Genomic DNA, 13,464 nt, shown 5'->3' with positions numbered 1-13,464 from the left:
TATGGCTCTCGCGCTTTTCAGAGGCGGAGACGAGCTTTGTCGAAACAATCGCTGCGCGAGGAGGCCGAGCGCCTGATCCGCGAATCGATGGAAAAGAAGTCCATCGTCGTCAAGCAGGGCGCGACCCGCATCGAGGCCGTCTGCGGCAAGTGCGGCGCGCCGAACCGGGTCCAGGCGGAGAAAGGCCAGACCCGGGTCAAGTTCGCTTGCAAGAATTGCGGGCATCAACAAGAGACGCTGTAGGCCTCTTATTACCTCTCCCCTTGTGGGCGAGGGTGGCTTCGCGGAACGCGAAGACGGGTGAGGGGTTCTCTCCGCGAATCTCGCTAACAGTATGTTTGAGGATAGATACCCCTCATCCGGCGCTGCGCGCCACCTTCTCCCGCAAGGGGAGAAGGAAGAAAGTGCTACTCACCCTCCACAAACCTCTTGAACGCATCCGCATAGTCCGGGTGCCAGCGCGACAATGGCGGGCGGTTCTCGATGATGTCGCCGGCGGCCCATTCCATGCGCTTCTCGTCGAGCGCGCGCGGTACGTCATTGTCCGGGCAGAGAATGTAGAAATCGCCCACCTCGAGTCGCGCCAGCATGAAATCGATCGTCTGCTCCGGCGTCCAGGCGCCGGCCGGCTTTTCGGTGCGTCCCTTCGCGGTGAGGCCGGTGAAGACGAAGCCCGGTATCAGCAGGTGTGCCGTGACGCGACAGTCCTTTGTGTTGCGCAGCTCGTGCTGGAGCGCTTCGGTAAACGCTTTCACACCCGCCTTGGAGACATTGTAGGCGGGATCGCCCGGCGGCGTGGTGATGCCCTGCTTCGAGCCCGTGTTGACGATGATGCCGCATTTGCCGCGCGTGATCATGTTGGGCGCGAAGACGCGCGAGCCGTTGATGATGCCCCACATGTTGACGGCGATGATGCGCTGCCAATTGTCAGGCTCCTCGAACAGTGTGCTGCCCGGCTGGATGCCGGCATTGTTCATGAGCAGGTCGGTTCCGCCGAAATGCGCGCCCACGGCGCGCTCCAGTTCCATCACGCTCTCGGCCCTGCTGACATCGACGGCGAAGGTCATCACGTTTGTGGCAGAAGTGACTGATGACAGTTTTGTTGCGGCCTCGGTCAGCCGCGCCCCGTCGACATCCGCGATGCACACCTTCATTCCAACGCGCGCAAAGGCCATGGCCGCGGCCAACCCGATACCGGACGCGCCACCGGTGATCACGGCAACATTGTCTTTCACGATGGCGGGATGTGGCATGGGACGTCTCCAGAGAGGGGGCTCGCTCGAGCTATAACATGGCGGTGCGCGACCCCGCACAAGTCGGCATGGGAGGTCTTCGTTCCGCGCTGCCTTTACGCCTATCCGGCACCGCTGTATCCTTCAACTCAACGATCCCGCCCAGATCGAACCAATCAATCACCTGACAGGGAGTGCAGCCATGGCTGTGTCGCAGGCTATTCCGATCACGCGTCATCCATTCGCGAACGGGTCCTACAAGCAGATGCTGATCGACGGGAAGTGGGTCGATGCAGCCTCGGGCAAGCGCTTCGAGACCCACAATCCCGCGACAGGCGAGTTGCTCGCAACGGTCGCCGAGGGCGACAAGGAAGACATCGATCGTGCGGTCGCCGCCGCCCGCCGCGCCTTCGAAGGTCCCTGGAGCAAGGTCAAGCCGTTCGAGCGGCAGAACCTGCTGCTCAAGCTCGCCGACCTCGTCGAGAAGAATTTCGACGAATTGTCGCAGCTCGACACCCTCGACATGGGCGCGCCGCTCAGCCGCACGCGCGCCTATCGTCTGCGCGCCGTCGGCATGCTGCGTTACTACGCCGGCCAGACCACGGCGATCCATGGCGAGACCATCGAGAACTCGCTTCCTGGCGAAATCTTCTCCTATACGCTGAAGGAGCCGATCGGCGTCGTCGGCGCGATCATTCCCTGGAACGGTCCGCTCACCGCGACGATCTGGAAGATCGGCCCGGCGATTGCGACCGGCTGCACCGTAGTGCTCAAGCCCGCCGAGGAGGCGCCGCTGACCTCGCTGCGCATCGCCGAGCTGGCGATGGAGGCAGGAATTCCGCCTGGCGTCATCAATGTCGTTCCAGGTTACGGCGAGACCGCGGGAGCCGCGCTCGCCTCGCATCACGACGTCGACAAGGTCGCCTTCACCGGCTCGCATGTCACGGGTCAGTCGATCATCCGGGCCTCCGCCGGGAACCTCAAGCGCGTTTCGCTGGAGCTGGGCGGCAAGTCGCCGGACATCGTGTTCGCGGACGCCGATCTCGATGCCGCCGTGCCCGGCGCCGCGATGGCGGTGTTCGCCAATTCCGGCCAGATCTGCAGTGCCGGCACGCGCCTGTTCGTCGAGCAGGCGATCTACGAGGAGTTCGTCGGCCGCGTCGCCGAGTTCGGCAAGAAGCTGCAAGTCGGCAACGGCCTCGATCCCAATGTGCAGATCGGCCCGTTGGTGTCCGAGCAGCAGCTCGAACGCGTCACCGGTTATCTCGACATCGGCCAGAAGGAAGGCGCGAAGGCGCTCGCCGGCGGCGGCCGCGTCACCGAGGGCGCGCTGTCGAAGGGTTTCTTCGTCTCGCCGACGGTGTTCGCGGGCGTCCAGGACAACATGCGCATCGCGCAGGAGGAGATTTTTGGTCCCGTCATCTCCGCGATCGCGTTCAAGGACATGGATGATCTCGTCAAGCGCGCCAACAACACCACCTTCGGCCTCGGCTCGGGCCTGTGGACGCGCGACGTCAGCAAGGCGCATGCGGTTGCAAAATCGCTACGCGCCGGCTCGGTGTGGGTGAACTGCTACCAGGCGATGGACCCGGCCGTGCCCTTCGGCGGCTACAAGATGAGCGGCTACGGCCGCGAGTCCGGCAAGCAGCATGTCGAGGAATATCTCAACGTGAAAGCCGTCTGGATCAAGACGGCGTAACGTCTGTTCTCTCCCGCCTTCCGCGAGAGGGAATATCTGCTTTTTGTGGGGGCGGCGACTTTTCCGGTGGCCGCCCTTCGCTATATGATCCGCATCCTTTCATAGCCAGTCGGTGCCCCCATGAAATTCGAAGCGTTGTTCAAGCCGTTGCAGGTCGGTCCGTACAAGCTTGCGCATCGCGTCGCGATGGCGCCGCTGACGCGCATGCGGGCCGAGCGCGAGAGCTTTTCGCCGCGACCGCTCAACGCCGAATATTATGGCCAACGCGCCACAAAGGGCGGCCTGATCATCGCCGAAGCCTCGCCAGTGCTCTCGCGCGGTCGCGGCAATCCGGCAACGCCCGGCATCTATTCGGAGGCGCAGATCGCCGGCTGGCGCAAGGTGGTCGACGCGGTGCACGCAAAGGGCGGCATCATCTTCCTCCAGCTCTGGCATGTCGGCCGCGTCTCGCACTCCTCCTTCCATGGCGGCGAGTTGCCGATTTCCGCCTCGGCGATCCCGATCAAGGCGGAAGGCATGAAGGCGATGACGGCAGACGGCAAGATCTCCGACTATGAGACGCCGCGCGCGCTGGAGACCGAAGAGGTCAAGGATATCGTCGAGGCGTTCCGGCAAGGTGCCAAGAACGCGCTCGCGGCTGGTTTCGACGGTGTCGAAATCCACGGCGCCAACGGTTACCTGCTCGAGCAGTTCCTGCAATCGCGCAGCAACCAGCGCACCGATCAATATGGCGGTTCGATCGAGAATCGCGCGCGACTTCTGCTTGAGGTCACGCAGGCCGCGATCGACGTCTGGGGCGCGAACCGCGTCGCCGTGCGGCTGTCGCCCCACGGCATCGCCAATGACTCCGGCGAGCCCGACCCGATGCCGCTCTATACATACGTCGTGAAGGCGCTCGATAAGCTCGGCCTCGCCTATTTGCATTTCATCGAGCCGCGCTCCAGCGGTGCGGGCCGTGCCGACGTCAACTGGCAGAACGTGCCCTCCGCAATGGTGCTGTTCCGTCCGCACTACAGCGGCGTGCTGATGACCGCTGGCGGCTTCACCGGCGAAACCGCGAATGCCGCGATCGCGGACGGGCATGCCGACATCATCGCCTTCGGCCGCATCTTCATCTCCAACCCCGATCTGCCGCGCCGCCTGCAGCACGACTATCCGATCACGCCGTACAACCGTGCGACGTTCTACGGCGGTGAGGAGAAGGGGTATACGGACTATCCGGCGTACGACGAGCTGACGCCGGCGTGAGGCTGCAGTAGCCCGGATGAGCGCAGCGACATCCGGGACCTTCGCCCGAAGGACAATGTTCCCGGATGTCGCTTTCGCTCATCCGGGCTACGAAGCTATTGTGTGGCACGACGAACCCACGAATTCCGTCATTGCGAGCGCAGCGAAGCAATCCAGACTGCCTCCGCGGAAAGATTCTGGATTGCTTCGCTACGTTCGCGATGACGATGAGGAGAGACCATGGCCAAAGCCGCAGCCGCCGCAGGTACAGCCACCGGTCAATGCCTCTGCGGCAAGATCACCTTCGAGATCGACATTCCCGCGCGATGGGCCTGGCACGATCACTCCGCCGCCAGCCGCCGCGCCCACGGCGCGGCCTACGCGACCTACGTCGGAAGCTGGAAGAAGCGCTTTCGCATTATTTCCGGCAAGACCGCGCTCAGCCGATACGAGGATAAGACAACGAAGACCGCGCGCAGCTTCTGCTCGCATTGCGGCACGCCGATCGCTTATGAGCGCCCCCGCGGGCCGCACATGGTCAACATCCCGCGTGCGTTGTTCAGGGAGCGCACCGGCCGGCAGCCGCTCTATCACATCGCAATCGAAGAGCTCCAGGAATGGGCTTATACCGGCGAGCCCCTGGTGCCGCTGAAGGGCTTCCCCGGCGTGGTCTGGCAACGCTCGAAAAGGAAGAAGCGGGCAGGCGGTGCGGATCCGTTCGAGCTGGGACGGGAGGAAATTTAGCTTCCGCCGAGGGCTCTGCTCTCGTGCCCCGGACGCTGTGCGGCGCGCAGTGCCGCACTGCTGAGCCGGGGCCCATGCATCGCCGAGCTCGACGCGATCTGGGTCCCGGCTCTGCGTCGCACCGCTAACGCGCTCGCCGCGTCCGGGACACGAGACCGTCACGCGCAACGCAGCCATGACCGCGCTTCCTTGCGCGTCGCCCAAAATTTCGGCCATCATGCCTCCGTCCTTGCGGCAACGCCCGCTCCTGGAGGAAACATGAAGAACAAGATCACCGGCCGCTCCGCCTTTCTCGCGCTGCTCAAGGACGAGGGCATCACGCATCTGTTCGGAAACCCGGGGACCACCGAGTTGCCGATCATGCATGCGCTGAAGGATCATCCCGACCTCACCTATGTGATGGCGATGCAGGAGAGCCTGGTGGTCGCCATCGCCGATGGCTATAGCCGCGCCTCCGGCAAGCTCGTCGCCTGCAACGTGCACGTCGCACCGGGCCTCGGCAACGCGATGGGCTCGCTCTACAACGCCCAGTTCACGGGCACGCCGATGATCCTGACCGCGGGACAGCAGGAGCAGGGCCACGGCCTGATGGAGCCGGTGCTGTATGGCCCCTTGGTGCGGATGGCCGAACCACTGGTGAAATGGGCGGTGGAGGTGACGCGGCTGGAGGATTTGCCCCGTATCGTCCGCCGCGCCGCCAAGGTCGCGACCACACCGCCGACCGGGCCGGTATTCATTTCGCTGCCCGGGGACATCCTGAACAGCGAGGCCGGGATTGATCTCGGCCGCTCTACCCGCATCGATGCGCGCGTAAAGCCGTCGGACGAGGCGTTGAAAGCCTTTGCTGCGCGGCTCCTCAGGGCGGAGCGTCCCGTCATCGTCACCATGGACGAGGTGGTCAAGAGCGATGCGCTCAAGGAGGCGGCGGAGCTCGCCGAACTGCTCGGCGCAGCCGCCTACCAGTCTTCGACGCCCTACGGATCGCACTTTCTATCCGAAAGCCCGAGCTTCGTCGGCACGCTCGCGCGCGTGCAGAAGGTCGCGCGTGATACGCTTGCGCCGCACGACCTGCTGATCGCGCTCGGCGGGGATCCCTTGCGCATGTCGGTTTATAGCGAGGTCGATGCGCTGCCTGATGGTCTCGGCATCGTGCAGATCGGTCTCGTCGATTGGGAGATCGCCAAGAACTACGGCGCTGAGATCGCGCTGAAGGCGGATTTGAAGGAAACGCTGCGCGCGCTGATCCCGGTGCTGACGGAGATGGGCGGCGCGACACTTGCGAGCCGCGCCAAGCAGCGCCTCGCCGAGCTGGCGCCGAAGAGCTGGACCGCGCGCCGCGCCGCGCTGGTCGAGCAGATCGGCAAGAGCGCGGGCCGCGGCCCCATCGATCCGGACTTCCTGGTGCTGCAAATGGTCGAGGCCATGCCGGAGAATGCCATCCTGGTCGACGAAGGCCTCACCTCGAGCCGCCAGGTCACGGCGCTGCGTCCGCACCGCGATCGCTACGGCTATCACGGCCTCGCCTCAGGCGGCATCGGCTGGGGCCTGCCGGCATCAGTCGGCGCCAGCATCGCCAATCCGGATCGCCCCGTCGTGTGCTTCTCGGGCGATGGCAGCGCGATGTATTCGATCCAGTCGCTGTGGACCGCGGCGCATCACAAGCTGCCGCTCAACGTCGTCATCGCCAACAATGGCGGCTACCGCATCATCAAGCAGCGCCTGCTCGCCTTCCATGGCGACGACAATTATGTCGGCATGGACTTCGTCGATCCGCCGGTGGATTTCGCCGGCGTCGCCAGGGCGCTCGGCTGCGAGGCGATCAAGATCAGTGATGTCAGCGAACTGAAGGCGATGCTGGCGTCGGCGTTCAGCCGGCCGGGGACCAAGCTGATCGAGGTGATGGTGGACGGGAAGGTGTAGGGCGCACAAGGAAGACGCGGCGAGAGCGTCCCCCGACTTCTCACCGTCACCCCTGAGGTGGCCGCTTCTTCAGCGGCCCTCGAAGGGCGACGGCCCGGCTGCGTCGGGGCCGTTCATCCTTCGAGGCTCCCCACGCGACGCGTTGCGTCGCATGGCTCGCACCTCAGGATGACGGAACTTACAGCGTGAGGAGTTGGCCTACCCCGTCTTCCCCACCCGATACCCCGCCGCCGGGTGCGGCGCGCCTAACCTTGCGCGGCCGCTGCCGAACAGCTTCTCCCGCAGCGTGCCTTGCGCATAGTCCGACTTGTACCGTCCGCGCCGGGTCAGCTCCGGCACCAGCATGTCGGCGATATCCTCGAAATCGCCGGGCGAGATCGCGAAGGCGACATTCAGCCCGTCGACGTCCGTCGCTTCGAACCATTGCTCGATCTTGTCGGCGACCATCTCCGGCGTACCGACCACGACAGGCCCGGCGCCGCCGACGCCGACATGCTCGATGACGTCGCGCACGGTCCAGATCCGATCAGGATCGGCGCGGGTGACGTTGTCCATGGCGCTGCGGCCGGCATCGTTCTGGACGTGACGCACCTGCTGATCGAGGTCGTAGCCGGAGAAGTCGACGCCGGTCCATCCCGACATCAGCGCCAGTGCACCTTCGGGGCTGATGTGGCGACGGTAGTCGGCGTACTTTTCGTTCGCCTCGGCGTCGGTCCGGCCGAGGATGATCGTCATCATCGAGAACATCAGGATCTCGGCGGGGTTGCGCCCGAGCGCGGCGGCCTCCTGCCGGATCGCGGAGACACGGGGGCCGATCACCTTGGCCGACGGTCCCGACATGAAGACGCATTCGGCATGCTTGGCCGCGAACTGCCGGCCGCGCGGCGAGGTGCCGGCCTGGTACAGCACCGGCGTGCGCTGAGGCGAGGGCTCACTGAGATGAATGGTGTTGTTGATGCGGTAGTTCGCGCCCTCATGGTTGACGCGATGAACTTTTGTGGGATCGGTGAAGATGCCGCGCTTGCGGTCGCGCAGCACGGCGTCATCCTCCCAGCTTCCTTCCCAGAGCTTGTAGACCACCTCCATATATTCATCGGCGATGTCGTAGCGGTCGTCGTGTCCGGTCTGCTTGTCCTTGCCGGCGCCGCGGGCGGCGCTGTCGAGATAGCCGGTGACGACATTCCAGCCGATCCGGCCGTCGGTGAGATGATCGAGCGTCGACATGCGCCGTGCGAACGGGTAGGGCGGCTCGAACGACAAATTGCTGGTCACGCCGAAGCCGAGATTTTGCGTCACCGCGGCCATGGCCGAGAGCAGCAGCAGCGGCTCGTTTGACGGCGTCTGTGCTGCGTTGCGCAAGGCCGCGTCAGGGCTGTTGCCATAGACGTCGTAGACCCCGAGCACGTCGGCCAGGAACAGCCCGTCGAAGCGGCCGCGCTCCAGCGTCCTGGCGAGATCAATCCAGTAGGGCAGGCGGTTATAGTCTGCCGTGCGGTCGCGCGGGTGGGTCCACAGGCCGGGTGACTGATGTGCGACGCAATTCATCGCGAAGGCGTTGAGCCTGATCTGTTTGGCCATGATGGTCCCTCGGCGCCCTGTACTGAGCGTTCTTCGAATGATAGACGTGCGCCCCAACTTGGCGACGTTCTTGCATATGGTTTGCGCTTGGCAAGGCCAAAATCGGCGGTACGCCCGCCCTTGGCAAGCCAATCTCAAGCGAGCAAGAACGAAATCCCAAGAGAACTGCAAGAGAACTACAAGAGAACTACAAGAACTATCCACTCCCCGCCACTTTCGAAGGTCACCCTGTCTCGGGTAGGGTCCTTCGCGCGAAGTTCGAAAAGTGAGTCATGACCAGAGCCGACGCCATCTCCCGCGCCCGTGAGGATTTCAAATCCGGCGCATTCCTCACCGAGCTCGACCGCCGCGTTGCTTATCGGACCGAAAGCCAGAATCCGTCGCGCGGAGCCGAGCTGCGTGGCTATCTGGAGCAGGAGATGATGCCCTCCTTTGCTGCGCTCGATTTTTCCAGCCGCATCGTTGAATCCCCGAGCGACAAGGCGCCGTTCCTGTTCGCCGAGCATCATGAGAGCGCGTCAGCGCCGACCGTGCTGATCTACGGCCATGGTGATGTCGTCGACGGCATGGAAGGCGAGTGGCGCGACGGACGCGATCCCTGGCGCACGACGGTTGCGGGCACGCGCCTCTATGGCCGCGGCACCGCCGACAACAAGGGCCAGCACAGCATCAACATGGCGGCGCTGCGCGCGGTGCGCGACGCCCGCGGCGGCAAGCTCGGCTTCAACGCCAAGTTCATCGTCGAGATGGGCGAGGAGATCGGCTCGCCCGATCTCGGCAAGGTCTGCGATCTCAATCGCGACGCGCTCAAGGCCGATTTGTTCATGGCCTCCGATGGGCCGCGCCTGTCCGCCGACCGCCCGACGCTGTTCCTCGGTTGCCGCGGCGGCATCCGCATTCATCTGGATATGAATCTGCGCGACGGCGGTCATCATTCCGGCAATTGGGGTGGCGTGCTCGCCAACCCCGCGACCATTCTGGTCAACGCGATCTCGACGCTGGTCGACGGCCGCGGCCGCCTCCAGCTCGATGCGCTGAAGCCGCCACGCCTCACCAACCAGATCCGCAGCTATCTGGCCGATGTGCAGGTGGTGCCGAGTGCGGACGAGCCCGCACTGGCGGAGCACTGGGGCGAGGAGGGGCTTTCAGCGGCTGAGCGGCTCTACGCCTGGAATACGCTGGAGGTGCTGGCGATGTCGTCGGGCAATATCGAGAAGCCGGCCAACGCCATTCCCGGCCATGCCAACGCCGTGCTGCAACTGCGTTTCGTGGTCGGCACTGAGGTCGAGGGCTTGATCGAGGCGATCCGCGCCCATCTGATCGAGAGGGGCTTTCCGATGGTCGAAGTTCGGGCGGCGCAGAGTTTTGCTGCATCGCGCACCGATTTCGACAGCCCCTGGATCAAATGGGCGGCGGATTCGGTGCAGGAGACCACCGGCAAGCCGCCGGCCGTGCTGCCGAATTTCGGTGGCTCGCTGCCCAACGACGTGTTTTCCGAGATCCTGGGTCTGCCGACGATCTGGGTCCCGCACTCCTATCCCGGCTGCTCCCAGCATGCGCCCAATGAGCACATCCTGCTGCCTTTGACCGAAGAGGCCTTGACGGTCATGGCCGGGCTGTTCTGGGATCTCGGGGAATTGCCCAAGCCGCTAACCTGAGACGTTAACCTGCGCCGCGATCCAGCCGAAAGTCACATTCTAATCCGGCCCAATCTGTGCTTGCATCCGGGCCGCATCATCCTGAAAGGGGACCAAAAAAGTGAAACACTTCCGTAGCATCGGCCTCGCGCTCGCCGCGACCTTCGCCGTCAGCCAGGCCGGGGCCCAGGAGCTGACCGGCACGCTGAAGAACATCAAGGACACCGGCGCGATCACGCTCGGCTTCCGCGACTCCTCGATCCCGTTCTCCTATCTCGATGACAACCAGAAGCCCGTCGGGTTCGCGATGGACATCTGCTACAAGATCGTCGACGCCGTGAAGAAGGAGCTCAAGCTCGACAAGCTCGAGGTCAAGCTCAACCCGGTGACCTCGGCAACCCGCATCCCACTGATGGCGAACGGCACCATCGACCTCGAATGTGGCTCGACCACCAACAACGCCGAGCGCCAGAAGCAGGTCGCCTTCACCAACACCCACTACCTGACCGCCAGCCGCTACGTCTTCAAGAAGTCGAGCGGCCTGAAATCGATCGACGATCTCAAGGGCAAGACGGTGGTCTCGACCGCGGGAACCACCAACATCAAGCAGCTCACCGAAGCCAACGTCGCCAAGAGCCTCGGCGCCAACATCATTCCGGCCAAGGACCACGCCGAAGCCTTCCTGATGGTCGAGACCGACCGCGCGGTCGCCTTCGTGATGGACGACATCCTGCTCGCGAGCCTCGTCGCCGGCTCGAAGTCGCCGGATGACTACGCCATCTCCAAGGATGCGTTCTCCAAGCCTGAGCCCTACGGCATCATGCTGCGCAAGGACGACCCCGCCTTCAAGAAGGTGGTCGATGCCGCGACGGCCGCGCTCTACACCTCCGGCGAGGCCCAGAAGATCTACGACAAGTGGTTCACGGCCAAGATCCCGCCGAAGGGCCTCAATCTCAACACGCCGATCTCGGCCGAGCTGAAGAACGAGTTCGCCAAGCCCACGGACTCGCCGAGCCCGGACGACTATAAGTAAGCAAAACCTCGATCTTTCGATCGAAATCATGTCCGGCCACTCTTGACACCAGGGTGGCCGGACATTTGCATAGGCGCCTGGACAAAGGGCGCGTTCGCGCGGGGGACACGTGAACTATAATTGGAACTGGGGAATCTTTTTCCAGCCGAACCCGATGGGGACCGGCACCTATCTCGACATGCTGCTGTCGGGCCTGGCGCTGACCCTCAAGACCGCGGCGCTGGCCTGGGTCATCGCGCTGATCACCGGCTCCTTGGTCGGCGTGATGCGTACGCTGCCATCGAAGGGGGCGAACTGGTTCGGCTTTGCCTATGTCGAATTCTTCCGCAACATGCCGCTGCTCGTGCAGCTCTTCCTGTGGTTCTTCGTGCTGCCGGAACTGCTGCCAAAAGCCGCCGGCATCTGGCTGAAACAGCTGCCGAACGCCCCGTTCTGGACGGCGGCGATCGGCGTCGGCTTCTTCATGTCGGCGCGCGTGGCCGTGCAGCTGCAGGCCGGCATCGGCTCACTGCCGCGCGGGCAGAAGATGGCCGCAACCGCGCTCGGCCTGACCACTGCGCAGGGCTATCGCTACGTGCTGCTGCCGATGGCGTTTCGCATCATCCTGCCGCCGCTGACATCCGAGTTTCTCAATACCATCAAGAACACCGCGGTCGCGATCACCATCGGCCTGCTCGAGCTGACCGGGCAGGCGCGCTCGATGCAGGAATTCTCGTTCCAGGTGTTCGAGGCCTTCACCGCCGCCACCATCCTCTATCTTCTCGTCAACGCCGTCGTCGTGACCGCGATGCGCTTCCTCGAGCGCTGGGTCGCGATCCCCGGTTACATCACGGGGAAATAAGCGATGTTCGCCAATCTCGATTTCGACGTCATCCGCCGCGCGCTGCCTTATCTGTTCTTCGAGGGCATGACGTTCACACTGACGCTGACGGGCCTCGCAGCCCTCGGTGGCCTTGTCTTCGGCACGGCGCTCGCCCTGATGCGGCTGTCCGGCCTCAAGCTGCTCGGCCGGATCGCCGGCGTCTATGTCGACTTCATGCGCTCGCTGCCGCTGGTGCTGGTCATCTTCTGGTTCTACTTCCTGGTGCCCTATATCGGGCAGTGGGTGACCGGCGCCTCGCGCCCCATTAGCGTCGGTGCGTTCGCGTCCTCGCTCATCACCTTCATCATGTTCGAGGCGGCGTACTTCTCCGAGATCATGCGCGCCGGCATCCAGTCGATCTCGCGCGGCCAGCCGGCCGCGGCCAACGCGCTCGGGCTGACCTACGCGCAGACCATGCGCTACGTCGTGCTGCCGCAGGCCTTCCGCAACATGCTGCCGGTTCTGATCACGCAGACCATCGTTCTGTTCCAGGACACTTCGCTGGTCTACGTCCTGTCGATCACGGACTTCCTGGGAGCGGCGAGCAAGGTCGCGCAGCGCGACGGACGCCTGGTCGAAATGTACCTGTTCGCAGCGGTCGTCTACTTCACCATTTCCTGTATCGCGTCCTTCGGCGTCCGCCGCCTGCAGGCGCGCATCGCCATCATTCGCTAGGGCTAGCCGCTCATGATCGAAATCAGCCACGTCAACAAATGGTACACGCCGAGCTTCCAGGTGCTGACCGATTGCACCACCAGCGTCACCAAGGGCGAGGTCGTCGTGGTCTGCGGCCCCTCGGGTTCGGGCAAATCGACGCTGATCAAATGCGTCAACGCGCTGGAGCCGTTCCAGAGCGGCGACATCAGCGTCGACGGCACCAAGGTCAACGATCCCAAGACCAATCTGCCGAAGCTGCGCTCGCGCGTCGGAATGGTGTTCCAGCACTTCGAACTGTTTCCGCACCTCAAGATCATCGACAATCTCTGCCTCGCGCAGGAGAAGGTGCTGGGGCGCTCGCACGACAAATCGGTCACCAAGGGCATGCAGCTGCTGGAGCGTGTCGGTTTGAAGGAGCAGGCGCAGAAATTCCCCGCGCAGCTCTCCGGTGGCCAGCAGCAGCGCGTCGCGATCGCCCGTGCGCTCGCGATGGATCCGATCGTCATGCTGTTCGACGAGCCGACCTCGGCGCTGGATCCTGAAATGGTCAGCGAAGTGCTCGACGTCATGGTCGATCTCGCCCGCGAAGGCATGACCATGATGGTCGTCACCCACGAGATGGGCTTTGCCCGCAAGGTCGCCAATCGCGTGATCTTCATGGACCGCGGCGAGATCGTCGAGGACGCGGCGAAGGACGACTTCTTCGGCAAGCCGCGCAGCGACCGCGCGCAGAAGTTCTTGTCGAAGATCCTGTCGCATTAACTCGTGCCGTCATTCCGGGGCGCGACGAAGTCGCGAGCCCGGAATCCATAGCCACCATCGGGCGTATGGATCCTCAGATGCGCAATTGCGCATCATAGCTCGTGCTCCGCGCG

At 64.0% G+C, this 13,464-nt stretch carries 12 protein-coding genes; 10 read left to right on the top strand and 2 right to left on the bottom strand.

Annotated elements, in window-relative coordinates; all coding sequences use genetic code 11:
• Positions 1 to 36: 36 nt before the first annotated feature.
• On the top strand, positions 37 to 243 hold the full coding sequence (locus IVA81_RS20465) for a hypothetical protein (protein WP_018321500.1): 207 nt from the start codon (positions 37 to 39) through the stop codon (positions 241 to 243).
• 164 nt (positions 244 to 407) lie between these two features.
• Here the strand turns inward: IVA81_RS20465 and IVA81_RS20460 are convergent, their stop codons facing one another.
• Positions 408 to 1,253: an SDR family NAD(P)-dependent oxidoreductase gene (locus IVA81_RS20460; RefSeq protein ID WP_247321265.1), complete on the bottom strand. Its 846-nt coding sequence runs from the start codon at positions 1,251 to 1,253 to the stop codon at positions 408 to 410.
• A 181-nt stretch (positions 1,254 to 1,434) separates the two neighbouring features.
• On the opposite strand from IVA81_RS20460, the gene IVA81_RS20455 reads away from it, so the two are divergent.
• The 4 genes from IVA81_RS20455 (at position 1,435) to IVA81_RS20440 (ending at position 6,822) form a co-directional block, all read left to right on the top strand.
• A complete protein-coding gene (locus IVA81_RS20455; protein ID WP_247321264.1) occupies positions 1,435 to 2,931 on the top strand; it encodes an aldehyde dehydrogenase family protein in 1,497 nt (498 codons plus the stop codon).
• Positions 2,932 to 3,051: 120 nt separating this feature from the next.
• A complete protein-coding gene (locus tag IVA81_RS20450; RefSeq protein WP_247321263.1) occupies positions 3,052 to 4,179 on the top strand; it encodes an alkene reductase in 1,128 nt (375 codons plus the stop codon).
• Positions 4,180 to 4,398: 219 nt separating this feature from the next.
• On the top strand, positions 4,399 to 4,902 hold the full coding sequence (locus IVA81_RS20445) for a GFA family protein (protein WP_247321262.1): 504 nt from the start codon (positions 4,399 to 4,401) through the stop codon (positions 4,900 to 4,902).
• A gap of 258 nt (positions 4,903 to 5,160) precedes the next feature.
• The gene (locus IVA81_RS20440; RefSeq protein ID WP_247321261.1) at positions 5,161 to 6,822 is read left to right on the top strand and encodes a thiamine pyrophosphate-binding protein; all 1,662 of its coding nucleotides are present in this window, start codon (positions 5,161 to 5,163) and stop codon (positions 6,820 to 6,822) included.
• A 198-nt stretch (positions 6,823 to 7,020) separates the two neighbouring features.
• Here the strand turns inward: IVA81_RS20440 and IVA81_RS20435 are convergent, their stop codons facing one another.
• A complete protein-coding gene (locus IVA81_RS20435; RefSeq protein ID WP_247321260.1) occupies positions 7,021 to 8,400 on the bottom strand; it encodes an LLM class flavin-dependent oxidoreductase in 1,380 nt (459 codons plus the stop codon).
• Positions 8,401 to 8,672: 272 nt separating this feature from the next.
• Here IVA81_RS20435 and IVA81_RS20430 point away from each other — a divergent pair, with 272 nt between their 5' ends.
• The 5 genes from IVA81_RS20430 to IVA81_RS20410 all read left to right on the top strand — a co-directional run bounded on the left by IVA81_RS20430 (position 8,673) and on the right by IVA81_RS20410 (position 13,351).
• Positions 8,673 to 10,058: a M20 family metallopeptidase gene (locus tag IVA81_RS20430; protein ID WP_247321258.1), complete on the top strand. Its 1,386-nt coding sequence runs from the start codon at positions 8,673 to 8,675 to the stop codon at positions 10,056 to 10,058.
• A gap of 100 nt (positions 10,059 to 10,158) precedes the next feature.
• On the top strand, positions 10,159 to 11,070 hold the full coding sequence (locus IVA81_RS20425; protein WP_247321256.1) for an amino acid ABC transporter substrate-binding protein: 912 nt from the start codon (positions 10,159 to 10,161) through the stop codon (positions 11,068 to 11,070).
• 109 nt (positions 11,071 to 11,179) lie between these two features.
• Positions 11,180 to 11,911 (top strand): amino acid ABC transporter permease, encoded by a 732-nt coding sequence (locus tag IVA81_RS20420; RefSeq protein WP_247321254.1) that lies wholly within the window; start codon positions 11,180 to 11,182, stop codon positions 11,909 to 11,911.
• A 3-nt stretch (positions 11,912 to 11,914) separates the two neighbouring features.
• Positions 11,915 to 12,607, top strand: coding sequence for an ABC transporter permease subunit (locus tag IVA81_RS20415; protein ID WP_247321252.1), 693 nt, complete (start codon positions 11,915 to 11,917; stop codon positions 12,605 to 12,607).
• 12 nt (positions 12,608 to 12,619) lie between these two features.
• Positions 12,620 to 13,351, top strand: a complete 732-nt coding sequence (locus IVA81_RS20410) for an amino acid ABC transporter ATP-binding protein (protein ID WP_247321250.1) — start codon at positions 12,620 to 12,622, stop codon at positions 13,349 to 13,351.
• Positions 13,352 to 13,464: the final 113 nt, after the last annotated feature.

The organism is Bradyrhizobium sp. 141, from assembly GCF_023074055.1.
Classification (GTDB): domain Bacteria; phylum Pseudomonadota; class Alphaproteobacteria; order Rhizobiales; family Xanthobacteraceae; genus Bradyrhizobium.
The sequence above is the reverse complement of the archived record's forward strand: the minus strand, read 5'-3'. Positions and strand labels throughout refer to the sequence as shown.